Source organism: Streptomyces sp. G5(2025), assembly GCF_049542075.1.
In the GTDB taxonomy this organism is placed as follows: Bacteria; Actinomycetota; Actinomycetes; order Streptomycetales; family Streptomycetaceae; genus Streptomyces.
The window spans coordinates 4737776-4762113 of sequence record NZ_JBMUZT010000006.1 but is presented as its reverse complement, the minus strand read 5'-3'; the positions used below and the strand labels follow the sequence as shown (position 1 = coordinate 4762113).

Annotated in this window: 20 protein-coding genes and 2 pseudogenes; 11 read left to right on the top strand and 11 right to left on the bottom strand. The window is 69.0% G+C overall.

The annotated features are described in order from the left end of the window. The first annotated feature begins 171 nt into the window (after window positions 1-171). Together ACOBQB_RS32570 and ACOBQB_RS32565 are read left to right on the top strand one after the other, a co-directional pair. Window positions 172-1533 carry a PspC domain-containing protein gene (locus ACOBQB_RS32570; RefSeq protein ID WP_423596826.1) on the top strand — a complete coding sequence of 454 codons (1362 nt, stop codon included), beginning with the start codon at window positions 172-174 and terminating at the stop codon, window positions 1531-1533. Further along, window positions 1520-1759, top strand: coding sequence for a hypothetical protein (locus tag ACOBQB_RS32565; RefSeq protein WP_423596824.1), 240 nt, complete (start codon window positions 1520-1522; stop codon window positions 1757-1759). The genes ACOBQB_RS32570 and ACOBQB_RS32565 overlap by 14 nt, the downstream gene beginning before the upstream one ends. An 82-nt stretch (window positions 1760-1841) precedes the next feature. On the opposite strand, the gene ACOBQB_RS32560 is transcribed toward ACOBQB_RS32565, so the two are convergent. After that, a complete protein-coding gene (locus ACOBQB_RS32560) occupies window positions 1842-2288 on the bottom strand; it encodes a DUF6368 family protein (RefSeq protein ID WP_423596822.1) in 447 nt (148 codons plus the stop codon). A gap of 110 nt (window positions 2289-2398) precedes the next feature. Between ACOBQB_RS32560 and ACOBQB_RS32555 the strand changes: the two are divergent. The 6 genes and pseudogenes from ACOBQB_RS32555 to ACOBQB_RS32530 form a co-directional block, all read left to right on the top strand. Continuing rightward, window positions 2399-2966 (top strand): annotated as a pseudogene (locus tag ACOBQB_RS32555) (chlorophyllase); the annotation flags it as partial. A gap of 177 nt (window positions 2967-3143) precedes the next feature. Then, on the top strand, window positions 3144-4691 hold the full coding sequence (locus tag ACOBQB_RS32550) for a recombinase family protein (protein WP_423596820.1): 1548 nt from the start codon (window positions 3144-3146) through the stop codon (window positions 4689-4691). Between the two features lie 313 nt (window positions 4692-5004). Further along, the gene (locus tag ACOBQB_RS32545) at window positions 5005-5214 is read left to right on the top strand and encodes a hypothetical protein (RefSeq protein WP_423596818.1); all 210 of its coding nucleotides are present in this window, start codon (window positions 5005-5007) and stop codon (window positions 5212-5214) included. After that, window positions 5198-5719 carry a DUF6879 family protein gene (locus ACOBQB_RS32540; protein WP_423596816.1) on the top strand — a complete coding sequence of 174 codons (522 nt, stop codon included), beginning with the start codon at window positions 5198-5200 and terminating at the stop codon, window positions 5717-5719. Before ACOBQB_RS32545 ends, ACOBQB_RS32540 begins: the two co-directional genes overlap by 17 nt. Before the next feature lie 3 nt (window positions 5720-5722). Continuing rightward, complete coding sequence (locus ACOBQB_RS32535; protein ID WP_423596814.1) at window positions 5723-6553, top strand: helix-turn-helix domain-containing protein; 831 nt, start codon at window positions 5723-5725, stop codon at window positions 6551-6553. 690 nt (window positions 6554-7243) lie between these two features. Then, window positions 7244-7837, top strand: a complete 594-nt coding sequence (locus ACOBQB_RS32530) for a recombinase family protein (RefSeq protein WP_423596812.1) — start codon at window positions 7244-7246, stop codon at window positions 7835-7837. On the opposite strand, the gene ACOBQB_RS32525 is transcribed toward ACOBQB_RS32530, so the two are convergent. From ACOBQB_RS32525 to ACOBQB_RS32515, 3 genes are all read right to left on the bottom strand, one after another. Further along, window positions 7813-8340, bottom strand: a complete 528-nt coding sequence (locus ACOBQB_RS32525; RefSeq protein ID WP_423596810.1) for a DoxX family protein — start codon at window positions 8338-8340, stop codon at window positions 7813-7815. The genes ACOBQB_RS32530 and ACOBQB_RS32525 overlap by 25 nt on opposite strands. A 329-nt stretch (window positions 8341-8669) precedes the next feature. Beyond that, complete coding sequence (locus ACOBQB_RS32520; RefSeq protein ID WP_423598907.1) at window positions 8670-9935, bottom strand: hypothetical protein; 1266 nt, start codon at window positions 9933-9935, stop codon at window positions 8670-8672. A gap of 246 nt (window positions 9936-10181) precedes the next feature. Further along, complete coding sequence (locus ACOBQB_RS32515) at window positions 10182-10967, bottom strand: class II aldolase/adducin family protein (RefSeq protein ID WP_423596808.1); 786 nt, start codon at window positions 10965-10967, stop codon at window positions 10182-10184. A gap of 168 nt (window positions 10968-11135) precedes the next feature. On the opposite strand from ACOBQB_RS32515, the gene ACOBQB_RS32510 reads away from it, so the two are divergent. Further along, window positions 11136-11639 carry a pyridoxamine 5'-phosphate oxidase family protein gene (locus ACOBQB_RS32510; RefSeq protein ID WP_423596806.1) on the top strand — a complete coding sequence of 168 codons (504 nt, stop codon included), beginning with the start codon at window positions 11136-11138 and terminating at the stop codon, window positions 11637-11639. A gap of 353 nt (window positions 11640-11992) precedes the next feature. Here the strand turns inward: ACOBQB_RS32510 and guaA are convergent, their stop codons facing one another. Further along, window positions 11993-13579 (bottom strand): glutamine-hydrolyzing GMP synthase, encoded by a 1587-nt coding sequence (gene guaA / locus ACOBQB_RS32505; protein ID WP_423596804.1) that lies wholly within the window; start codon window positions 13577-13579, stop codon window positions 11993-11995. A gap of 441 nt (window positions 13580-14020) precedes the next feature. Between guaA and ACOBQB_RS32500 the strand changes: the two genes are divergently transcribed. Further along, a complete protein-coding gene (locus tag ACOBQB_RS32500) occupies window positions 14021-14347 on the top strand; it encodes a chorismate mutase (RefSeq protein ID WP_423596802.1) in 327 nt (108 codons plus the stop codon). 679 nt (window positions 14348-15026) lie between these two features. Here the strand turns inward: ACOBQB_RS32500 and ACOBQB_RS32495 are convergent. The 3 genes from ACOBQB_RS32495 to ACOBQB_RS32485 form a co-directional block, all read right to left on the bottom strand. Continuing rightward, window positions 15027-15737, bottom strand: coding sequence for a hypothetical protein (locus ACOBQB_RS32495; protein WP_423596800.1), 711 nt, complete (start codon window positions 15735-15737; stop codon window positions 15027-15029). Between the two features lie 171 nt (window positions 15738-15908). After that, window positions 15909-16769 (bottom strand): hypothetical protein, encoded by an 861-nt coding sequence (locus tag ACOBQB_RS32490; RefSeq protein WP_423596798.1) that lies wholly within the window; start codon window positions 16767-16769, stop codon window positions 15909-15911. Between the two features lie 177 nt (window positions 16770-16946). Then, on the bottom strand, window positions 16947-17312 hold the full coding sequence (locus ACOBQB_RS32485; RefSeq protein ID WP_423596796.1) for a hypothetical protein: 366 nt from the start codon (window positions 17310-17312) through the stop codon (window positions 16947-16949). 300 nt (window positions 17313-17612) lie between these two features. Here ACOBQB_RS32485 and ACOBQB_RS32480 point away from each other — a divergent pair, with 300 nt between their 5' ends. Continuing rightward, the gene (locus ACOBQB_RS32480; protein WP_423596794.1) at window positions 17613-18764 is read left to right on the top strand and encodes an LPXTG cell wall anchor domain-containing protein; all 1152 of its coding nucleotides are present in this window, start codon (window positions 17613-17615) and stop codon (window positions 18762-18764) included. Window positions 18765-18909: 145 nt separating this feature from the next. Here the strand turns inward: ACOBQB_RS32480 and ACOBQB_RS32475 are convergent, their stop codons facing one another. The 3 genes and pseudogenes from ACOBQB_RS32475 to ACOBQB_RS32465 all read right to left on the bottom strand — a co-directional run bounded on the left by ACOBQB_RS32475 (window position 18910) and on the right by ACOBQB_RS32465 (window position 24264). Continuing rightward, window positions 18910-20724, bottom strand: coding sequence for a GMC family oxidoreductase N-terminal domain-containing protein (locus tag ACOBQB_RS32475; RefSeq protein ID WP_423596792.1), 1815 nt, complete (start codon window positions 20722-20724; stop codon window positions 18910-18912). A 76-nt stretch (window positions 20725-20800) separates the two neighbouring features. Next, window positions 20801-22416 (bottom strand): annotated as a pseudogene (locus tag ACOBQB_RS32470) (succinic semialdehyde dehydrogenase). 144 nt (window positions 22417-22560) lie between these two features. Then, the gene (locus tag ACOBQB_RS32465) at window positions 22561-24264 is read right to left on the bottom strand and encodes a serine/threonine-protein kinase (RefSeq protein WP_423596790.1); all 1704 of its coding nucleotides are present in this window, start codon (window positions 24262-24264) and stop codon (window positions 22561-22563) included. Window positions 24265-24338: the final 74 nt, after the last annotated feature.

Below are 24338 nucleotides of genomic sequence, written 5' to 3'. Positions count from 1 at the left end.
ACACGCGGGCGCGGGCCCGGACATCAGGGTCAATCCCCGAGACTTCCCTGATCTCGACCCCCAGCCCGCCCCTGTCAGGGTCGAGGCCCGAGGAGTCTCAGGGGAGAGATCAGGGTCGGGCCAGGGTCTTCCCGACTGCCGCGGCGGGCCCACGGCGGTCACCATGGACACATGACAGATCAGCAGCCCGCCGAGACGGAGACCGAGGCCGCCATCCGCGACGCCCTGCGCGACGCGTACGGCGAGCCGGGCGGTCCCGCGGGCGGTCATGAGCCGGGCCTGCCCGAGGAGGAGCGGAAGTTCCACCGCGACCGTCGGCACAGAAAGCTCGGCGGTGTGTGCGCAGGGCTCGGGCGGCACTGCGACATGGACCCCGTGATCTTCCGCATCGGCGTCGCGGTCCTCGCCATCACGAGCGGCCTCGGCCTGGTCTTCTACGGCTTCGCCTGGCTCTTCGTGCCCTACGAGGACGAGGAGGAGAACGAGGCGCGCAGGCTCCTCTCCGGCCGGGTCGACGGCCAGGCGCTGACGGCCGTGCTCTTCGCGCTCGTCGGCTGCGGCGTCTTCCTCACCTTGTTGAACAACGGCGGGGCGCTCACCTTCGCCGCCGTCCTGACCCTCCTCCTCGCGGGCGCGGGGTATTGGTCGCGGCAGCGCGGGACCCCTGACTCGGACCAGGTCGCCGCGCAGGCCGCGGCGGACGCCCCGCCCGAGGCGAAGGCGCCGCCCGTCGCCGGGAGTCCCTCCTGGTGGCGTGACCCCATCGTCAAGGACGGCACGCACGACGGGATATCCGGCTACTTCTGGGGCCCCGAAGGCCTCGACATCGCCTATCAGCCGACGGGCCACCACGGTGTGCCCCGCGCCGAGGCCGCGGCCGCCCCGCCGCCCAAGCCGCGCGGGCCGCGGCGGATCGGCGGCTGGGTGTTCCTGCTCGCCTTGGTCGCGGGCGGCCTCGGCACCGGTCTGACCTGGGAGAGCCAACCGCTCGGCACCACGCTGCAGACCGGCCTGGCCTGCGCGCTCGCGGTGTTCGGTCTCGGTATCGCGATCAGTGCCTTCCTGGGGCGCACAGGAGCGGGTTCGATCGTGCTCGCCGTGCTGACCGCCGGACTCCTCGCGGCCGCGGCGGCCCTGCCGAAGGACATCACGACGCACTACGCCCGCACCGACTGGATACCGGCGACGGCAGCGGACGTCCGCTCCCAGTACGAGCTGGACCTGGGCACGGGAACGCTCGACCTGAGCAAGATCGACGTCGCCAAGGGCCGGACGCTTAAAACCAGTGCCGAGGCCGGCGTGGGTGACCTCAGAGTGATCGTGCCGAAGGACGTGACCGTGCGGCTGCACGCGGAAGTGGGCGTCGGCGACATCGTGTTGCCGGACGACAAGGGCAAGGACCTGGACATCGCTCCGGGCCGGGAGGAGAAGGTGACGCTGAAGCCGCCCGCCGGCGGCGCGGACGGCGGCACCATCGATCTGCGGCTCGAAGTGGGCGTCGGACAAGCGAAGGTGACCCGTGCTACGTCATGAACTTCATCCCGGCAAGCTGGTGGCGGGCCTCTTCCTGCTGGCGGTCGCCGTCGTGTACGCGGGCGACGCCGGCGGCGCGTGGGAAGCGCCGTGGTTCGTGGCGCTCCCGCTGGTGATGGTGGGGCTGCTGGTCGCGGGCGTGGCGGCGGCGATCCATGGGATACGCCCGCGCGGCGCGGCCCGTCGCAGCGGCCGCACCCGGTGCTCCGAAGAGCCGCGCGAGTAGGCCCGGGATATCGGCGGCGACGGGTCTGAAGCGTGGTGCGCGAGCGGGTACCACTGGTCTGACCCGACGACATAGGTTCCGGTTACTTCAGGAGCCGGAAGCCCGGTTGTCGGACCCAGGCTCTGAGGAATTCCGCCGAGCCGTACGCGGCAGGCCACGGATCGGTCATCGTGACGACAAGGCCGGGAAGGCGCGTGACGATCGGCACCTGGTCTTCCAGCAGTTCGATGTTGGCAACGCCGCCGATCAGGTCCATGACGGCGGCTGTCAGCAGGGCTGTGACGACGTGATCGACTGGACAGTGGCAGAAGGCGCTGACGTCGACGGCGTGGGTCGGGGTGAAGCCGATGAGGGGTTCCTGGTCGACTTCATCCGCGTGTTCGGCCTCGAAGACGGCCTCGTCGCCGATACCGGGCCCCATGAGAGAGACCAGCACGGGCCGAGGCCCGTCGACACCCCCGGTGTCCTCGATGCCGAGGCTCTCCGCGTGGATGTGCAGGTCGTATTCGCCGAGCCTTTTTCCTCGCAACGGGCCGAGGAACGCGCCAGAAACTCGTGCAGTCGCAGAATCGCGGCGCGAGGGACCGCCTCCGCCAGCTCAATCACCAACACCGGTCCGCTCATGGCCTCGGAGCCGAAGTCGCCCTCGCCGGGCGCTCGTTCGGCGGCTTCACCTCCAGCCTCCTGCTCGGCGCCCAGGTCACCGGGCCCGACGAGGCGGAAGCGGTGAGCCTTTTCGACCCCCTGATCAAGGCGGGCGTGCTGCTCGCCGCACCCGGCAGGGGCGACTCCTGAACGGGCCGATGGCTGACGCGCTGCCGGCCGTCCGGACCATCGGCTTGTCCACGATGACCACACCCGCGCTGGTCGTCGTCGGCGACAAGGATGACTCCCAGCACTTCACGGACATGGGACCCGACTGGCACGCCGACCCTACGCCCTCGCCCCGCGCCCGCCCTCGCCCCCGCGCCCGCGCCCGCGCCCAAGACCCTGCTCACTGTTCGACGCGGAGCACGGACTCGGCAGCGTCGCCGGATACGACGCCGCGGAGACCACCGACGAGAACCCCGAACGAGTCGCCGCCCTCGCCCGGCTCACCGCCGCCTACCTCCGCACCCCGCTTCGCCCCGGTGACCCCATGCGGCAGGCCGCGTGCGAGGCACTGGCGAGCGACCCCGATCCGATAGGGCGAGTCGAAACCGAGTAAGCCCGCCACACGACCACGGCCCTCAGGGCTTGGCGGTGCCCCATGAGTGCCCCCGACGGGCGGCGAGCAGGGCGTCCAGGGAGAGGACGGAGGCTCCGGCGAGCACCAGCGGCAGCGGCAGCCAAGCCATCAGATACGCCAGGTTACTTGCGTATCGCCATTGTAGGGTCACGATCCATGAAGCCTGTGCGGGTACTGATCGCCCTCAGGATCAGCAACGAGACCGATGCATCTACGTCGTTGGAGCGGCAGCTCCAGGACTGCACGGCCTACGTGAACGAGAGGCAGCACCTCGGCTGGCAGGTGGTAGGCGTGGCCAGAGACGCTCACATCTCCGCCACCAAGTCACACCCCTTCGAGAGACCGGAACTCGGAGAGTGGCTGAACAACCGAGCCCCAGAGTTCGACCTGTTGCTGTTCTGGAAGATGGACCGGTTCGTCCGCAAGGTCGTCGACATGCAGGACATGATCAAGTGGGCGACCGCACATGGTGGCAAAGCCTTGGTTTCGGTCAAGGAACCCGTGCTCGACATGGTCGGCCCTTTCCGGCACGTCATCATCGACCTGTTCGCGGCTATCGCCGAAACCGAAGCGCAGAACATCTCCATGCGCGTCAAGTCATTCCAGAGTTACGCCAAATCGAAGAACGTCTGGGCCAAGGGAAACCCGCCCTACGGCTACGAGTCGTTCCGTGACACCGACGGCGCAATGAGGCTTCGCGTCCGGGAGAATCAAAAGCAAGCCATTCGAGAGATGTACAAGCGAGTAGTCGAGGACGGAGAACCTTACTCGACTATCTGTGATGACTTCAATTCCAGAGGGGTCCCCTCTCCTGCGGGCGAGAGGATGTCGGAGCGCCGAAAGAAGAACGGCACATCCATGCCTGTGTGGCGGAGTCGCACCATCACCAACATCCTGAGGTCGGAAACCATCCTCGGTTGGAAGTGCGAAGAGGTGAAGGTCCCCGGAAAGAAGTACGGGGTATCGCAAGCCATCCTCACATCTGAAGGGAAGATTCGGATGGCAGACCCCATTCTTACAGACGAAGAATGGGCGAAGCTCCAGCAGGAGATGAACGGGCGCCCCGGTTCCGCCCGCCGCTCCACAAAGAACACAACCGCCTATCGCGGAGTTGTCCTCTGCGGCGGCTGCGGGAGGAACCTATACCTCTTCAACCCGGAAAGACAGCAAGGCAAGCCGGTGTACCGGTGCAACAAGTCAGCAAATCGGGAGTCCTGCGGCAAGGGGTACGCCTTCCGGGCCGAGAAGGTGGAGGAGCTTGTCGAGACGATGATCCTCGGAACCATCGGGGACTTCCGTATGCATGAGCGCCATTACGTCAAAGGGTCGAACAACTCTCAGAGGCTTCAGGAGATCGAAGAGTACGTAACGGAACTCCAGAGATCCATCCGCCCCGGCGGCAAGAACTCATCGGGATTCGCGAAGAAGGCCACGGAAGAAGAGATTGCAGCCCTCTACGAGGAACATGATTCCCTGGCGGCCGAGGGAGACAAGCCGGACCGGTACGAGTACCGGGACACCGGGGAGACCTTCCGCCACATGTGGGAGAGGAACAAGGGAAATGAAGCCGAGAGGACACGTCACCTGCTGAAGGCAGGGATCACCATCCGGCTACACCCACTCACCAAGGGAGTCTCCAATACCACCGACTTCGGTGGAGAGGTGGACCTAGGAAACCGAAGCGAGCCATTCACTATTCACTGACTCTGCGGGCATCCTCCTCGAAGGGGGTACCCACTAGCACCAGTGGTCCCTAGAGACTCTTTTCGTGGGGGGTATACACAACCCCCACATTAAATATGCACGTGTCCTTCACTGAAGTCCGGGACAGAACTCGCAAAAAGTGAGAGCGGGGTCACACAATGACCGACAGGGACCCGGGAGCTTCCTCAAGGAGCCTTTCAAGATCCTTTATTCCGCAACCGGAATAGTTCAGAGTCGGCATGGACGAGGGACAACGGCCTGCGTAGCGTCGATCAGCGAAGGTTCCAACAGGGGCCGTAGACAAGGGGACACCATGGCACGTGAGGATCTGATCCGTCTCACCGGCAAGTTCGACGGGCCCAACTGCGATGACGACGACTGCCCGAACCTCTACCGCACGGCCAACGGCTCCATCGTGGTCCAGGGAGACGTCTCCACAGTCTTCCAACCGCCGGAGGGCGAGGCCCTGGTGGAGATCCCCGAAGCAGTGCTCAGGGAGGCCGTACGTGCTCTTGGATGGTAATGAATGGCGCAGGACGTTCGACGCCTTCCAGCGCGAAGCCTGGCGGTTCGAGGCTCAGCCCACGTACACCATGCCCAAGGAGACCGAGAATGTTGCTCGGTTCCTTCGGGATGAGCCCAAGCCCGCCGACCACAACTCACGCTGGCATGAGCGCGTTCACGGCTACGTGACCTCGGGCCGGAGCATAGGGCGAGTGCGGGTCGTACGGCAGCCATTGACGGACTATCAGCGATACCAGTTCGCTTGGGGAATCCCTGGCAACATCCAAGCCGGGGAGGATATCCGCGTCCTGGATGTCACGCACGATGACTACGGTCTGCCGCTCTCGGGAACCGACTGGTGGTTGTTCGACGAGACACAAGTGGTCCACCTCAACTTCCGGCCAGACGGGACACAGATCAACCGTGAACTGTTCACTGGAGAGATCTCCCCATATCTGGAATGGAAGCGCATAGCCCTGGCTCACTCCGTACCGTTCTCCGAGTACGTGAAAGAATTCGAGTGACGAGTGACGTTCGAGCCTGAGCAGCTGGCGCAGTCAAGGACTGATCTGGCAGAAACGCTCCGCGAGTTGCGCAAGCGGGCCGGTCTCACAGGTGATCGTCTCGCACGGCGCTGCAACATGTCCCAGAGTCAGATCAGCAAGTTCGAGACCGGTAAGAAGACGCCGAAGCTGGTCGACGTCGAGCGCATTCTTCGCGCCCTGGACGCTCCCCCTGAGCTGGTCACGGAGATTACCGCCCTCGCTCGAATCGCCAACACCGAGTGGCAGGACAAGCGCTCTTCCTGGCGCAGGGGGATGGAGAAGCGCCAGGCAGAGTTGGCCTCACTGGAGTCCGAAGCAACAGAGCTGCGATACTTTCTGCCAGCGATGATCACCGGACTGTTGGCGACACCGGAATACATCCGTGCCAGCCTGAGCCACACACCGGGCGACCCTTCCAAGACCGTTGCCAAGAAGCTGGAGCGTCAAGCCATCCTCTACGACACGGCGAAAACGTTCACGTTTCTCCTCACGGAACAGGCAGTCAGGTGGGCGATCGCCCCACACTCCGCCCTGGCCGTTCAGATAGGCCGCCTCACGTCGATCTCTCACCTTCCCAATATCCGTATGGGAGTCATCCCATTGGGCACGGTGATACCGCGAGGGCCGATGAACACCTTCACGGTCTATGACCACAGATTGGCTACGGTGGAGAACTTCACCGGCCGCATGGCCTTTCGTGATCCCCGTGACGTCTCTGAGTACATCGCCGTCTTCACCTCGTTTGAGCGTTACGCTCTATTCGGAGGTGAAGCAAGGGAGTTGCTTGAACAGTGTGCAGGGCACTATCGATGATCTTTAGTCAGGAAGAGGAATAATGATCGGCGCCATTCGTCAACCGGTGGACCATGAATGGGTCACGAAACCCGGGAGGACTGATGGCGAGTGCACAGCAACCTCAGAGCTACGGGCTCACCGAACTGCCGCCAGAACCAAGAGCGGTATCAGGATGCACCACCTGTCTCGGCATCTGCGTACGGCGGAGGAATTCCCGGTCGAGAGGCGACTACAGCGCCGTCTCCGATGCGAACGTCGAGTTGCGCCAGCACCACACCGAGGCGCACAACTCATGAGCGCCGACAGGACAGTTGAACTCCTCGACGACCGCCCTTGATGACCCTGCGCGTCTCTCGTGACTCGGGGAAGACATGGGAGCAGGAGCAAGTCGTATCCACGGCGGACGACCTTCAGCCCCTTGCCACGCTCGCCTGGCCTCCCTGCCAGTGCACGAGGTGCGCGGAGCGCGGCAAGCACTGAAACCCGTACAGCGTCGCAGGAACCTGCCCCTGCGGTCCCTGCGGCGAACCCCACCCTCCATTACCCCCCGGTCCCGCCTCAAGGCTCACCGAAGAGCGTCTCAGAAACCTTGGTTTACGAGACGGCAGACAGAGGAGCGCGCAGGACCCGCCCAAGGCGTTCAAAACTCGTCTCGGAACCCTCACCGAGCCCTTGATATTTTGAGACGAGTTATGAGACGTTGACGGCGTGACGACACCCACCACCCACCTCATCGGCTATGCCCGGGTCTCAACTGACGACCAGGAGGCGCAGCTCCAGCGGGACGCCCTCACCGCAGCGGGATGTTCTCGGATCTTCGAGGACAAGGCATCCGGCAAGAACACCGACCGCCCCGAGCTGAGCGCAGCACTCGGCTACCTCAGAGAGGGGGATGTCCTGGTCGTCTGGAAGCTGGACAGGCTCGGAAGGTCCCTCATCGACCTTGTGGGCATCGTGGACGGCCTGAGGGAGCGCGGGATCGGCTTCAAGGTGCTCACGGGGGCCCTCAGCGCCGTAGACACCACCTCTGCGGACGGTCGGCTCTTCTTCCAAATCATCGCCGCCATGGCCGAGTTCGAGCGCTCTCTGATCAAGGACAGGACCAAGGCCGGACTAGAGGCAGCCAAGGCGCAAGGGCGCACCGGAGGACGCCCCACGGTCGTCAACGACGATCTACTGGCCGTTGCCAGGGCGAGGAAGGGCAAGGGCGAGAGCATCAGCGCCATCGCCCGGGCTCTAGGAGTGTCCAGGGCGACGCTGTACAGGCATCTGTCGGACTACCAGGCGGACTCTGACCGCTGATGTCGTCGGCCCCTGATCAGGGCGTCCAGTGACCAGTACGGCGCCCCGGCCAGCACCAGCGGCACCCAGCAAAACATGTACGGGAGATCGTTGCCGTAGTAGTAGGGCTCAGTCGACCAGCTGACGGTCAGCCACAGGCTGAGCGAGATCAGCGCACCGCCGAGAGCGGCGATCCGGGCGAACAGGCCGAGCAGGGTGCCGATGCCGACGACCAGTTCACCGAGGGCGATGGCGTAGCCGAAGCCGACGGGGTTCTTCAGGGAGAGGTCGACCAGAGCGGGGATCGCGGAGATGTCGCGGACGCCCTCCATCGTCGCGCCGATCGAGTCGGCTCCGTCGGCGCGCATGAAGGTGCTGTCCGTGAGTTTGTCCAGGCCGGCGTAGATGAAGGTGACGCCGAGGAAGATCCGGAGTGGGAGCAGGGCGTAGCGGGTGGCGGACTGCCGCCAGTCGTCCCGCCGGGAGGATCTGGTGTGGCTGTCCGTCCGCATGCCGTGAGCCATGGCTGTGCCGCCTCTCCCGTATTCCCCCTTCAGCCCCCGCCTTCTGACCATACGTACGAGGAGGGTCCGCTGCTCAACCCACCGTCCGGCGGGAATTTCACGACACCGGACACGAAGCCCCAGGGGAGCCTCTGCCGCCAGTCAACCCGCCGAGCCTGCCGGGGCCGTGTCAGCCCGCCGGGGCTGTCGGGTCGGCCGAGCCTGCCAAGGCCGCGTCAGCCCGCCGGAGCTCTCGGGTCGGCCGAGCCTGCCAAGGCCGCGTCAGCCCGCCGGGGCCGTCGGGTCTGTTGGGGCTGTCGGGTCTGCCGGGGGCTACCGAGGCTGTCGGCTCAGTCCGTGACGTCGATCGTGACGCGGTTCGTCTCCACGCCGGCGGCGGTGACGACCTGCACGTCGATACGGCCAGGCTCGACGTCGACCGGGACGGGCACGGTCAGCGTCGCGTCGGCCGGATTGCTGAAGCCGCCGGGCACCGGCACGAGCGGGACGTGGACGTGCACGGCGCCGATCCGGACGACCATGCGGGCAAGCCGGTCCGCGTCGCCCGCACCGGGTGGCACGAAGCCCGCGCCGCGGATCTCGATGTCGTCGCCCGTGCGGATCGGGGCGTCGAGGTCACCGGCCTCCCGCGCCCGGACCACGGAGAGGATCACGGGGCGGCCGCCTTCGGAGTACTTCCCCGCGAGGTATGTCGCGGCCGACACCAGGACCAGGACGGCGAGCCCCCACGGCAGATCGGGGAGCTGCTCGGGCCGCCGCGCGAGACGTACGGCGGCGAAGACCACGGCGACGGCGCTGACCAGGACATACTGCGCGTCGGTGAAGCTGCCGCGTCCCGCGTCGTCGGTGAGCGGGTCGGCGGCCCGGGGCCGGTCCGCGGGCACCTTCTGCAGCCGCTGGCCCAGCACGCGCAGGCCGACGACCCTGCGGACGAGGACGGCGACCCCGCACACCACGGCGAGGACGGTCACGACCCCCGCGGCGCGGCCGAGCTCCAGCCCGGCGATCAGCTCGTCGCGCTGCCGGTGCCCCGATGCCGCGGCCAACTGCCCCGCGAGGACCAGCACCGCGAAGACGACGAGGAGCACCCAGCAGGCGGCCACGGCACGCGAGGTGGAGAGCCGGTTGTCCTCACCGATGACCGGTGCGAGGACGCCGCCGTGCTGCCGGTGGACGTATGCCGCGCCGGTCAGCAACCCGCCCACGGCCAGACCGGCGAGAAGACCCGCCGTGCGCGCCGCCGACCAGCCGTTGCCGATCGCGGTGAGCGCCTGGACCAGGAGGAGGACACCGAAGGAGCCCCAGACGACGCCGAGCGTGCGTGTCCACAGGCGCCGCAGCCAGGCCTGGCCCTCTGCCCTGCCGCGCTCGGCGACGGTCCGCGCGGACTGCGTCAACTCGTCCGACACCCACTGGCGCGACGCTCCCGCCGAGTGCGCGACGGCCACGGGCAGCCCCTGCCCGGCCGCCAGTTCGTCGCGCTTGGTGAGGAACGCGGCCACGGCGCGCCGGTGCCCCTCGCGCGCGCCGTGCGGGCAGCCGCCACACGTGCAGCCGCCCCCGTGCACACCCTGTCTCGCCTCCTGCACCGCCACCGCGTACGCCGCCTTCCCCACCCTCGAAGCCTTTGAGGCTGCCGTGAACTACCTTGCACTGCCTTGGACTGCCGTGCACTGCCGTGCACTGCCGTGCACTGCCGTGAACTACCTTGCGAACTACCTTGCAGAGGAAGGGAATTGTGCCGCACCGAGGGGCGTACGACTCCCACGGGTCAGGTCAGCGGGGGTGAATGGGCCACACGCGCGTTGACATGGCGGTCACGGGAGGGGGCGGCCGGTGCCTCAGGCCAGCAGGTCCGGTTCGCTGCGGCTGATGTCCTGCCACAGGGACTGGTAGTTGATCCAGGCGACCAGGTCGCTGCCGAGTTGCTCGCGCGTCTGCACCGCCTGCTTGTGGCCGATCATCACCGGGCGACCCGCGGCGCGTGCGCTCAGCTGGACCTGGCAGGAGCGTTCCATGGAGAGGAACCACCAGGCCGCGGCGTCGACGGAGTCCCCCACGGTGAGCAGGCCGTGGTTGCGCAGGATCACCGCCTTGTGATCGCCGAGCGCGGTCGCGATCCTGCGCCCCTCCTCGGCGTCCACGACGACGCCGGTATAGCCGTCATACAGCGCGTGGCTCTCGTAGAACGCGCAGGCCTCCTGGGTGATGGGGTCGAGGAGTTCGCCGAGTGTGGACAGGGCGCGGCCGTGCAGCGAATGGCAGTGGGCGACGGCGACGACATCGGGCCTGGCCAGGTGCGCCTGGGCGTGCACGGTGAAGGCGGCCTGGTTGACGTGGTACCGCCCTTCGACCACCTGCCCGTCGGCGTTGGCGAGGACGAGGTCGCTGACGGTGATGTGCTTGAAGGGCATCCCGAAGGGGTTCACCCAGAAGCAGTCGGTGTACTCCGGGTCGCGGGCGGTGATGTGCCCGGAGACCCCGTCCTCGTACCCGAGCCGCCCGAAGATCCGCAGCGCCCCGGCGAGGCGCTCCTTCCGATACCGCCGTTCGTCCGCCGGCGAGGCGTGCACGGGTGGCATCGCGAACTGCAGCCGTTCGACGGGTATCGGTGTGGGAGCCTGCATCTGTCCTCCATCCCTGGCCGTACGAGGCGGAAGGTACCGGCGGTACGTGCAGGAGAACAGGGGCGCCGCTCCGCGGGAGGGACGGGAGCGGGGGAAGGCGGAGAGGCAGGAGAGTCGGGCGGCCAAAGACGACAGGAGATGTCTGCTATCGGCGACAGACTCCAAGCCATGTCGTACAACATGTCGGGCAAGACGTCGTACAACTGGGAAGCCTTCGCCGCGGCACAGCCCGGTCTCGCCGAGATCGTCGAGAAGCGCTTCGGCGCGTTCACCCACCATGTCCTCGCCACCCTGCGCAAGGACGGGTCGCCGCGTACCACCGGGCTCGAAGTCCGTTTCCTGTCCGGGGAGTTGTGGCTGGGCATGATGCCGAGCTCTCTCAAGGCGCTCGACCTGCGCCGGGACCCGCGCTTCGCGCTCCAGGCGAATCCCGGATCCGGTACCGGGATGGCGGGCGGCGACGTCCGTATCGCGGGCCGGGCGGTCGAGGTGCGGGACCCGCAGGTCGCCGCGCGCTATGTGGACGCGGTCAGTCTGCCGGACCCGGCGGCGTTCCATCTCTTCCGCGCCGAACTGACGGAGGTGGTCCGTACGTACATCGAGGACGGGACGTACCTGGCAGTGCAGCTGTGGAAGCCGGGCACACCGCTACGGACGACGCGTCGGACGTGACCCAGCGGCCCACCCTCCGGGCCAGCGCCCCACCCGCACCCACACCCACGCCCATACCCACGCCCACGCCCACGCCCGCACCCGCACCCGCACCCGCACCCGCACCCGCACCCGCACCCGCACCCGCACAGCGAACGGACGAACGGACGAACGGCGCCGCCCGCCTTGAAGGAGGCGACGCCCGCCTTGAAGGAGGCGGACGGCGCCGTTCAGGGGCGTGGGCGCCAGTCAGGGCGTGGGCGCCGGTCAGGGCGTGGGCGCCAGTCAGGGCGTGGGCGCCAGTCAGGGCGTGGGCGCCAGTCAGGGCGTGGGCGCCAGTCAGGGCGTGGGCGCCGGTCAGGGCGTGCGGGAGGTCACTCCCACTCGATGGTCCCCGGCGGCTTCGACGTGACGTCGAGGACCACGCGGTTCACATCGGCGACCTCGTTCGTGATGCGGGTCGAGATCTTGGCGAGGACGTCGTACGGCATGCGCGTCCAGTCGGCCGTCATGGCGTCCTCGGACGAGACGGGGCGCAGCACGATCGGGTGGCCGTAGGTGCGGCCGTCGCCCTGGACGCCGACGCTGCGGACGTCCGCGAGCAGCACGACCGGGCACTGCCAGATGTCCCGGTCGAGACCGGCCTTCGTCAGTTCCTCGCGGGCGATGGCGTCGGCCTCGCGCAGCAGGTCGAGGCGTTCCTTGGTGACCTCGCCGACGATGCGGATGCCGAGGCCGGGGCCCGGGAACGGCTGGCGCTGGACGATCTCGTCCGGCAGGCCGAGCTCGGCGCCGACCATCCTGACCTCGTCCTTGAACAGCTTGCGCAGCGGCTCGATGAGCTTGAACTCAAGGTCCTCGGGGAGGCCGCCCACGTTGTGGTGGGACTTGATGTTCGCCGTGCCGGTGCCGCCGCCGGACTCGACCACGTCGGGGTAGAGCGTGCCCTGGACCAGGAACTCGACCGGCTGGTTGCCGGGCGCCTCGGCGACGATCTCCGCCTGGGCCTGCTCGAAGACGCGGATGAACTCGCGGCCGATGATCTTCCGCTTCTCCTCGGGGTCGGAGACGCCGGCGAGCGCGGTCAGGAACCGCTCCTGGGCGTCGACGACCTTCAGCTGTACGCCGGTCGCGGCGACGAAATCCTTCTCGACCTGCTCGGTCTCGTCCTTGCGCATCAGGCCGTGGTCGACGTACACGCAGGTGAGCTGCGAGCCGATGGCCTTCTGGACGAGGGCGGCGGCGACGGCGGAGTCCACGCCGCCGGAGAGCCCGCAGATGGCGCGCTTGGTGCCGACCTGCTCGCGGATCGCGGCGACCTGCTCCTCGATGACGTTGCCGGTCGTCCAGTCCGGCTTGAGGCCGGCGCCGCGGTAGAGGAAGTGCTCCAGGACCTGCTGGCCGTGCGTGGAGTGCATCACCTCGGGGTGGTACTGCACGCCGTACAGCTTCTTCTCGTCGTCCTCGAAGGCGGCGACCGGCACGACGTCCGTGGACGCGGTGACCGTGAAGCCTTCGGGCGCCGCGCTGCACGCGTCGCCGTGCGACATCCAGACGGACTGCTCGGTGGGCGTTCCCTCGAAGAGGGTGGAGTCGGCCTTGGCGACGGCGAGGGGCGTACGGCCGTACTCACGCGCGCCGGTGTTGTCGACGGTGCCGCCGAGGGTCGCCGCCATCAGCTGGAAGCCGTAGCACATGCCGAAGACGGGGACGCCCGCCTCGAAGAGGGTGCGGTCGAGGGCGGGCGCGTGCTCCGCGTACACCGACGAGGGGCCGCCGGAGAGGATGATCGCCGCGGGCTGCTTGGCGAGCATCTCGGAGACGGGCATCGTGCTCGGCACGATCTCGCTGTAGACCCGCGCCTCACGGACGCGACGGGCGATGAGCTGGGCGTACTGCGCTCCGAAGTCGACGACCAGAACGGTGTCGGGAACGGCGGCAGCGTGGGGCGCTGATGGCACGGCGGCGGCCTTCCGGCGTTGAGCGTTGAGCGAGAGGCTCAGTGCGTGTGCAGGGGGTCTGTTCTGTCGATTCTACCGGGCGCGCCGGGGCCTTCTTCGTCTCATCCGACGGACCCCGCCGCAGGCGGACGCCGTCCGGACAGCCGTCTCAGCATCCGAGCCGCCCGCCGGACCGGATTGACCCGGCCCGCGCGTTTGGGGGCATACTGGCTCCGTGAACAAGCACCTCGCCTTCCTCTTTACCTATGGCAACCGGCCCGCCGGCTGCCATGGTCGAGCTGCTTGATCCACTGACAAGCGACTTCCCAGGCGCCCCGGGCCGACAAGGCCCGGGGCGTTCTGTCATTTCCGGGCCTTGTCGCTCCGGGGCACCTCCCGCACCAAACGGGAACCGCGGTCATCTCAGGACCGCGGCTCCCCACACACCACGAGGAGCCCCGCATGACCGCCACCGCCACCACCGCCACCGCCCCCGCCGCCACGGCCGTCACCTCCGCCGAGAAGACCGGTGCCCGTACCCCCGAAGCCGCCGGTGTGATCGAGAACGCCCGGGAGCGGATCGACGCGCTCGACGACCGCATCATCGGTCTCGTCCAGGAACGGATGGCCGTCTCGGCCGTGATCCAGGAGGCCCGGATCACCTCCGGCGGGCGCCGTGTGAACCTCTCCCGCGAGATGGAGATCCTCGCCCACTACAGGGACGCGCTCGGCAAGCCCGGCACGACGCTCGCGATGACGCTCCTGGAGCTGAGCCGGGGGCGCGTCTGAGCCCCGCCGCGGGGGGTCTGCGGACTGCGGACTGCGGTCCGCGGACCTGAGTTCGGATCATTCTCACCCGTACGGCGCGTGACCGGTTCCCGCCGGGCTTCGTTGGTCCCGATGTCCGTGCCAGCCAGGGGCGGGCCCGTAAGAACCACGCGTGGCTCCGCTGGGGCGATGAGGTGTACGGATCCGCATGGATCATGTCGTACGCCGTGGGACCTCGCTCCAGTGATGTGACCGGACGGCAGGGGACAGCAGCCCGGTCACCCAAGAGAACGGTCGGCTCCGGGGACGCCCGGGGCCGACCGGCCTCCGTCCAAACCAACCGGCCTCCGTCCAAACCAACCGGTTCCCCTTTCCGCGCCCCCCGCCGCCGCACATCCTGTCCCCCGTGCCGCCGCCCCCCCGTGCCGCCTTTTCCCCATAGATGCGGTCGAAACGGTTGCGTCCCCGACAACCCATCGAGCACGATGCCTCAGAGGGCGGGCCCTCAGACCCCCGTCCACCACCTCATTGCCATTGGTCGATACCACGTGGGCGCTCTCAGTGCGCCGGGTCGGCCACCGGCGCACGAACGGCGGCGCACACCCCCCTGGCGCCGCCCCCGAGGTACCGACGCCGCCCTGACGTCGGTGCCGACAGCGAAGGGCCCCGCGGATCCGTCCCGCGGGGCCCTTCGGTCGGCCTACAGCTTTTCGAGCTTGGCGATCTGCGCGTCCACGATCTCCTCCGACACGCCGAACTCCTTCGGCTTGAGCAGGTTGATCGAGTAGAAGGCCGCGAGCGTCGACCCGCTGCGCACCACCGTGAAGCTCATCGGCGTCTTCTGGCCCTCGATGAGACCCACGACCTTGTACGAGACCGCCTCGTCGCCCGTCTTCGGGGCGGACAGGGCGCCGACGTCGCGGTACTTGGAGCCGGCGTGCTCGTACGCCTTGCACTTCTGCGTGGCCGTACGGAGACCGTCCATGACCTTCTCCGCGTCGTCCCGCTCATGGGCGAGCAGCGCGAGCGTGGTGATCGTGGCGTCCAGTTCGTCGGGACCGGTCATGGTCCGGCCGACGCGGGCCTTCGACGCCGGGTCGGAGGCGAACATGAACATGTCCGCGAGCGGCTGGCAGGCGACCGGGTCGGAGGCCACGGTCTGCGCGGGCATGTCCGCCGCCGACAGCTTCTCGATCTTGTAACCCTTGAGGTCGCCCTTGGCGAGCACCGCCTTCTCCAGCTCGGCGGCGGACAGCACGGCCGGCTTCTTGGCGGACGGCTTCGAGTCCTGAGTGGACTTGGCCGGTTCCGACGGGTTCTTGCCGTCGTCGTCGCTGCCGCACGCTGCGGTCAGACCCAGCGCGACCGTGACGGACGCGGCCACGAGGGCCCGAGACACAGATGACTTCACGTTTCCTACCTTCATTCGCACGGCGCGGGTGACACACCCGCGCCGAGGCGAAATGAAAGCGGCAAACTCGCCGGCTTTGCCAGCGATTTGCATAACGATCAGAAACCGCCGAAAAGGTTGTACGGACCTCGCGGGAAACTCACGGGAAGCCGGCGGGAAGCCCGCGGGAGATCAGAGCTTGCCGAGCTGCGCGTCGACGATCGCAGCCGCCACCTTCGGGTCCTCGTCCGCCTTGGGTGTGCCGACGCCCTCCATGCCGTTCCGCTCGGCCTCCCTGTCCTGCTGGACGCCCTCGGGGTCGTACAGGTTCGAGGCGTCGAAGACCGCGAGGGTGCCACCGTTACGGACGACCGTGACCGCCCGCCGCGCCACGTACTCACCCTTGGGGTGGGCGAGCTTGTACGAGACCACCTCGTCGCCCGTGACCGGGTTGCGCGGCTTACTCGACTTGCCCGGCTTACTCGACTTGCCCGGCGCGGGCAGCGGCCTGACGCCGACGTAGCGGTGGTCGCCGACGTGGAAGGTGGCGCACTCCTTCGACGTCGACGCCGCGCGCAGGTCCGCCATGAGGCGCTCCGCGTCGGCCTCGGCGTAGGCGGACAGCCCGACGTGAGTCGTCGTGCGGTCCTTGTCGTCGGTGCCGGTCAGGATGCGGCTGACGTGGGCCTTCAGTTTCGGCGAGGTGGCGGGTTTGGAGCCGGGGCCGAAGCCGGGGCCGGGGCCGGAGCCGGCGCTGAGGAGGGAGGCGAGCGGGGCGCACGCTGCGGGGGCGGCCTTCCCGTTCCCAGCCGAGGGAGCTGATTCGCCGGAGGCGTCGCGCTTCTGCGGCTTCTCCACCTTGTAGCCCTCGACGTCACCCGTGGCGAGGGCCGCCTTCTCCAGCCGGCCGGCCGCGGCGCCGCCCTTCGCGGAGCCCGCGCCCGGCTTCGCCGACTTCTTGCCGTCGTCGCCGCTTCCGCCGCAGGCCGCGGTCGCACCGAGAGCGGCCACGATCGACACGGCCACCACGACACGCGACACAGCTGACTTCACGAACTTTCCCCCATGCGTTTCCCGACATGCGCTTCCCGACATGCGCTTCCCGACCTGGTCCAGTCGGTCACTCGCGCCTCTTCTACGACGGGAGAAGATCGCTTCCGGTTCCACGCCGGCACCGCCCCGGCCACCGCCCCGGGTGCCGGACCCCCCGATCAGTCGAAGGACCGCCGTTCACCAACCCCAGATCCAGAACCGGAACGGGCTGAGCAGCGCGATCGCCAGAGCCATGCCGCCGATCACGATCACCACGCTCAGCACCCGGCGGCGGCGCTCGGAGCGTGGGTCGCGGCGCGGCCCCGTGGGCGTCGCGCGCCAGTCGTCGGGCCGCCATCGCACGGGCTCGGCGTCACGCTTGGCGCGCCGACGGCGCAACCGCCCCATGCGATCGGCCTCTTGGCGCGCGGCCTCCTCGTCGAGGCGTCGCAGCCTTTCGGCCACCATGCGGGCCCGCGCGGACGGTTCCTTCGGTGCCGTCGAGCGGATGTCCCGCTCGCTGTCCTTCTCGAACTGCTCCCACACCTCGTCGGGTATGGCCAACGCTGTTCCCTCCCCATGTCTGCCTGCGGCTCCCGGTCCCCCCATCGCCCCCTGGGGCGGGGGCAGTTCTACGGCACCCCACCGCTACGACACAAGCCAGGACACAAGCCAGCGCACAAACCAGGCGCACAGGTCATGTGATGCACGCCACATGAGAATTCCCTGAAGCCGAGAACAACCATTTACAGGGATCGCGGGTCATGCATGCAGTAACAACAGCCACATCCGCGCTCCCGCCGCGGAGAAACGTTCCCTTCCGCGCTGCCGACCGGGCGGCGCGCCGGACTTTATGAGGTCTTCATGAAGCTTCGCCGTGCCATGGCAGCAGCGGCCGCCACGGCTGTCGTAGCGCCGCTGGCGCTCCTGTCCGCACCGGCCGCGTTCGCGACCGGGGGGTCCGCTTCCTCGGCGGCCGCGTTGTCAGACGCGTCGGCCGGGGAGGGTGAGACGCAGAGGGAGGCCCCCGCTCCCACGAAGACGACCACCGACGAGCCCAAGCAGACTCCGGCCCCGACGCAGGACCCCTCGCAGGACCCGTCGCGCGAGCCGACCAAGAAGCCTTCCCCGCAGAAGCCTTCCCCGCAGAAGCCGACATCGAAGCCGAAGCTTCCGGTCGAGAAGCCGACGAAGCCGACTGAGCGAACGAAGCCGGGGGAGCCGGGCGGGGCCGCGGAGGGCGAGAACGAGGACGAGGGCGCGACGAAGCCGGCCGAGTGCGAGGTCCACGGCAGCGGCGTGGAGGACCCCGACTCCGTGCTGGAGATCGAGCTCTCCGGCCTGCCCGACAAGATCGTCCCGGGCAGCGGCTGGCACCCGTTCGAGCTGTCCGCCACCAACCCCACCGACGAGCCGCTCGGCGAGGTCGAGTGGACCGTGTTGGTGAACAGCACCTCGAAGCCCGCCGGTGACGTGAAGTCCGCCGACAAGCGCCACTGGCTGCGCAAGTACGCCACCCTTCAGTACTTCGACGCCGAGGCCAAGGCCTGGAAGTCGATCAAGGGTGACGGCAAGGGCGGCCTCGCCTTCGACGTCATCGAGCTCGACGCCGAGGAGACGGCCGACATCAAGCTGCGGCTCGACGTCAACGCCAAGGCCCCGGCCGGCCAGGGCTACGCCATCGGCCTCGGCGACTACGTGGACTCCGAGCTGGACTGCACGCGCAACTCCTTCGCGAGACAGACGCTGACGATCCGCAGGCCCGGTGACCAGGCCGAGCACCCGGGCACGCCGAAGCCGAAGCCGACGCTGACGCCGACCGCGCAGCCCTCAGCGACGCCGACCGCCACCCCGCAGCCGCAGGGAACCGCCGACGGACCGGTGAACGGCAGCCTCGCCGACACCGGTTCCAGCTCGGCGCTGCCGACCCTCGGCCTCGTCGGCGGCGCCGCCGTGGTCGTCGGTGCGGGCGCGGTGTTCGTCGTACGTCGCCGCAAGAGCGACACCGCCGCGTAAGCACAGCGGCACCTGAGCACGCGGAAGGACCTGCGCTCGGAGGGGGGCGCAGGTCCTTACGTGTATTCCCTGGCCCCCTCAGCCCCCTGACAGGGATCCCCGGGTGCCCTTACGTGTATCCCCGGTGCTCGGCAGGCGCGTACGCCTACTGCTTCGGCGGCACCGCCGGCATGCCCAGGAACGGCAGCCTCAGCGCGCCGAAGGCGTCCGCCGGGACCGCCGGGGTCTTCGGTTCCACGGCCGCGACGCGCTCGTACGGCCGGCCCTGCGCCGGACGCGGGTCCTCGCCCCCCTTGTTGGGCCAGAACGACATCGCCCGCTCGGCCTGCGCGGTGATCGTCAGGGACGGGTTCACGCCGAGGTTCGCGGAGACCGCGGCGCCGTCGACCACCGAGATCCCCGGGTGGCCGTAGAGCCGGTGGTAGGGGTCGATGACGCCGCTGTCCGCCGAGTCGCCGATGGGGCAGCCGCCGAGGAAGTGGGCGGTCAGCGGAGTGCCCATCAGTTCGCCGATGTTCGACCCCGCGAAGCCGTTGATCTCCTGGGCCAGGAGCGTCGCCGCGCGCGTGGCCTCGGGGATCTGTTCGGGGTTCGGCGCGCCATGGCCCTGGCGGGCGGTGAGCAGGCCCTTCCCGAGGCCCTTCTCCTTGCGGTACGTCGTCAGGGAGTTGTCGAGCGACTGCATGACCAGACCGATGATGGTCCGCTCCGACCAGCGCCGGTTGGAGAGCGAACGCATCAGGAGCGAGGGGTGGCGCACCACGTTGCCGAGCCAGCCGGCGACCCGCGCCTTGCCGCCCTTCACGCTGTACGGGACCTGGAGCACCGTCAGGCTGCCCATCGCGTTGGACTTCTTGCCGTACCGGACGGGCTCGATGTGCGTGTTCGCGTTCGGGTGGATCGACGAGGTGATGGCGACGCCCTTGGTGAAGTCCACCCGCTTCGCGCCGTGCCGCTTGCTGTAGCGGCGGTCGGTGGTCTGGGCGCCCACCAGGGCCTCGGAGTTGGTGCGGGTCAGCGTGCCGAGGCGCGGGGAGACGCGCGGCAGCAGGCCGCTGTCCTTCATGCGGTGCAGGAGGGTCTGCGTGCCGTACGTACCGGCGGCGACGACGACCTTGCGGGCCTTGAACAGCCGTCCCTTGCCCTTGCGCTTGTCGTCGGTGGGCAGGGTCGCGACGGCGAAACCGCCCCGTGAGTCCTCGGTGACGGCGACGACCGACGTCATCGGGTGGATGACCGCGCCGGCCTTCTCGGCCAGGTAGAGGTAGTTCTCGTTGAGGGTGTTCTTCGCGCCGTGCCGGCAGCCGGTCATGCACTCGCCGCACTCGGTGCAGGCCCGCCGCGAGGGCCCCGCGCCACCGAAGTAGGGGTCGGGGACCTCCCCGCCGGGCCGCGTCGTCGACGTACCGTCCGCGTCCTCCTCGTCGCCGAAGAAGACACCGACGGGCGCCATGTGGAAGCTGTCCCCGACGCCCATCGCCTCGGCGGTCGCCTTCAGATGGACGTCGGAGGGCGTCGTCGTCGGGTTGAGCCGCACGCCCAGCATGCGCTTGGCCTGCTCGTAGTAGGGGCGCAGCTCGTCCTGCCAGTCCGTGATGTCCTTCCACTGCGGGTCGTGGAAGAACGGGGCGGGCGGTATGTAGAGCGTGTTGGCGTAGTTCAGTGAGCCGCCGCCGACTCCGGCGCCCGCGAGGACCATGACGTTGCCGAGCAGGTGGATGCGCTGGATGCCGAAGAGGCCGAGGGCCGGGGCCCAGAGGTAGTTCTTCAGGTCCCAGGAGTTCTTGGGCAGCGTCGCGCGCGTGAAGCGCCGCCCGGCTTCGAGCACGCCGACGCGGTACCCCTTCTCCGTCAGGCGCAGTGCGGACACCGCGCCGCCGAAGCCGCTGCCGACGACCACTACGTCGTAGTCGTACACGTCGTCGCCCACCTGGTTCCGGGCAGAGCTCTCCTGTGACATCGACTCTCCTCGTCAAATCGCCCGCGGGCCGTCTGTGCTTGCTCGCGCAGTTCCCCGCGCCCCTTGCGGGGCGCCGCTAACGCAGTCGGAACGCCTTCATGACCTTGAGGCTCGTGCTCATGAACGCCGCGTACTTCTCGTCGTCGAGGCCGAAGGACGGCGCCAGCGGCATGAGCCGCTGCTGGGCGACGGTCTGCGCCTCGGTGTACTTGAGGATGCCCTCGGAGCCGTGCCGGCGGCCGAGGCCCGAGTCCTTCATGCCGCCCATCGGGGACTGCACGCTGCCGTAGGCGGGCGCGTAGCCCTCGTTGACGTTGACGGTGCCGGTGCGCAGGCGGGCGGCGATCTCGCGGCCGCGGCGGCCGTTCTTCGTCCAGACCGAGGAATTGAGGCCGTACGCCGTGGCGTTGGCCAGCTCGACCGCTTCGTTCTCGTCCGTGAAACGGTAGATCGATACGACCGGGCCGAAGGTCTCCTCCGTGCAGACCGCCATGGGTGCCTCGACGCCGTCCAGGATGGTCGGCTCGTAGAAGTAGGGGCCGATGTCGGGGCGCGCTACGCCGCCCGCGACCAGCGTGGCGCCCTTGGCGACGGCCTCCTCGACGTGCCGCGTCACGGTCTCCAGCTGCCGCTCGCCGACGAGCGAGCCCATGTCGGCGCCGTACGCGAGGGACGTGCCGAGCCGCATCGCCCTCGTCCGCTCGGCGAAGCGCTCCACGAAGCGGTCGGCGATCGACTCGTGGACGTACAGCCGCTCGATGGAGATGCACAGCTGGCCCGCGGAGGAGAAGCAGGCGCGCACCGCGCCCGCGGCGGCCTTGTCGACGTCGGCGTCGTGCAGGACCAGCATGGCGTTCTTGCCGCCGAGTTCGAGCGAGACGCCGACCAGGCGGGCCGCGGCGCCCTGCGCGACCTCGCGGCCGGTACGCGTGGAGCCGGTGAAGGAGACGTAGTCGGCGTGCTTGACGACCTCGGGGCCGACGACCGGGCCCTCGCCGAGGACGACCTGGAAGACCTCGGACGGCAGGCCCGCCTCGATGATCAGGTCACGGGCCCACAGGGCGGTGAGGCAGGTCTCCGTGTCCGGCTTCATCACGAGCGCGTTGCCCGCGACCAGGGCGGGCAGCGCGTCGCCGATGGAGAGTTCGAGCGGGTAGTTCCAGGGGGCGATCTGCCCGACGACACCGCGCGGCTGGCGGTTCTCGGTGACCTTGGTGAGCGTCGGGACGACGCCGGTGTGCCGCTTGGGGCTCAAGTACGAGGGGGCCTTGCGGCCGTAGTGCCGGGCGGCGACCGCGACGGCCTGGATCTCCTCGTGGGCGTGGAGGCGGGCCTTGCCGGTCTCCAGCTGGATCAGGTCGAGCACCTCGGCCTGGCGCTGGAGCACCAGGTCGTGGAAGCGGAGCAGGACGGCCGCGCGCTGCCGCACGGGGTGCGGGCCCAGGCGATCTGGGCGGTGCGGGCGCGCTGGAAGGCGGTGGCCACGTCCTCGGGGGTGGACTCGGGCAGGTCGGCCAGCTTCTCGCCGGTGAGCGGCGTGTGGTTGGCCGTGCGCCCCGACCCGATGACGTCACGGGTGAGCTGGGCGATCAGCTCGGGCGTGACCACGTCGGCGGCGGTACGCGCGCCTGCGGGGGCCGGGGCGGTCGGGTTGGTTCCGAGGGGCGCTGCGGTGGCCTGCGAGTCCGTCATGCTCGTGAGAGTAGGCCCACGTCAGGGTTTTGGGTACCCATCGGTAACGGGCTTCACGGGCCACTCACACGACGCCAGTGTTTGCTGGCGACAAAGCCGCTGATCAGGGCGTTGTCGCACGCCGTGCCCCTCCTGGGGCCTGTCTCAGAGCTTGTCGAGCTCCAGCTTCGCGATCGCGGCCTTCGCCACCTCGCGGCCGCGCGCCGTGAAGTCGCCCTTGCCCGGGTAGTCGATCCACAGCCGGTACATGTCGCCCGACTTGGTCCGGTAGTAGAAGATCTTCGCCTCGTGCGGCAGCTCGGTCTGCGAGTCGGTGTACGTGACCGTGTTCTCGGCGGCGGGCCGGTCCTTGAACGTGGTCTCCTTCGTCTTCCCGTGCGGCGCGGGATCGCTGTCCATGTCGCTGAACAGCGACTCGCCGCTCTCCTTGAACTTCTCCATGTCGGCGTACGCCTGTGCCGCCGAGGTCCCGGCGATGTCCTGGGTCGTGTCCGTCTTCTCGGCGAGGTCGAGCGTGAGGAAGATGGCGCCGCTCGGATCGTCGTACCTGACCCAGTTGTTGTTCGTGTCGGTCGCTTCCGGCTTGCTCTCCACGTAGTGCTCCGGCGCGGAGACCGTGGCGGCGACCACCGCTGTCTTGTGCTTCTTCCAGCCCTCCGCCTCCGATGAACCCCCGAACGGGTTCACGGCCACCAGCACGCCCGCCGCCACCGCCGCGACGACCACCCCGGCTATGACGGCCAGCGCCTTGCGGCTCAGGAAGACGCCCTTGCCGTCACGTCCATCGCCACCGCCGCCGTCCGCGACGGTGACGACCTGCGTCGGCGCCGGCTGCGGCGGCTTGGCGGCTTCCTCCAGGAGGGCGCGGACCTGTGCGGCGTTCGGGCGCTGCGCGGGGTCCTTGGCCAGCAGGCCGTCGATGACCCGGGCGAGCGGCCCCGAGGCGGAGGCGGGCGCGGCGGGCGTCGCGTTGAGGACGGACTGGAGCGTCGCCGGGGTGTTGTTGCGACGGAACGGAGAGACGCCCTCCGTCGCGGCGTACAGCACGACGCCCAGCGACCAGAGGTCGGAGGCCGGGCCGGGGCGCTGGCCCAGCACCCGCTCCGGGGCGATGAATTCGGGGGAGCCGACGAAGCCGCCGGTGTCGGTCAGGTTGGTCTCGCCCTCGATCTGGGCGATGCCGAAGTCGGTGAGGATCACCCGGTCGTGCCTGCCGAGCATGACGTTGTCCGGCTTCACGTCACGGTGCAGGATGCCCGCCTGGTGCGCGGCGTCCAGGGCGTTCAGGACCTCCAGGCCGATGCGCGCGGCGTCCCGGGCGCCCAGCGTGCCCTCCTGGAGCGCGGCGCCGAGCGAGCGGCCCCGCACCAGCTCCATGACGATCCACGGCTGCCCGTCCTCGACCGCCACGTCATGGACGTTGACCACCGCGGGGTGGTCGAGGCGGGCGGCGGCGCGGGCCTCGCGGCGCATCCGCTCGAAGGCGTTGGCGCGCTCACGCTCGGGCAGGTGGTCGGGCAGGCGCGGCTCCTTCACGGCGACCTCGCGGTCCACCGTCTCGTCCTTGGCGCGCCACACCGTGCCCATGCCGCCGTGGCCGAGCTTGGCCAGCAACCGGTAGCGGCCCGCGATCAGCCGCCCGGCGCCCGGGTCCGGCGCGGGCACGGGCGCGGCGGCCTGCTGCGCGTACGGGTTGCCGGGGTGCGCGCCGCCGCTCTGCCCGGGTCGTCCGGGAACAGGCGTTCCCGGGGCACCGGACTGCCCCGGCACACCGGGCTGTTGCGGCGGCTGCAAGCTGAAGCTCGTGGGCTCGTACGGACCGTAGGAGGCTCCCCCGTCATGACTCATGCCCCCATGACTACCCTGCCGGGTACCTACGTTTCCAGCCAGGCCCCCCAGTTGTGACCTGGGCGATGCACGCC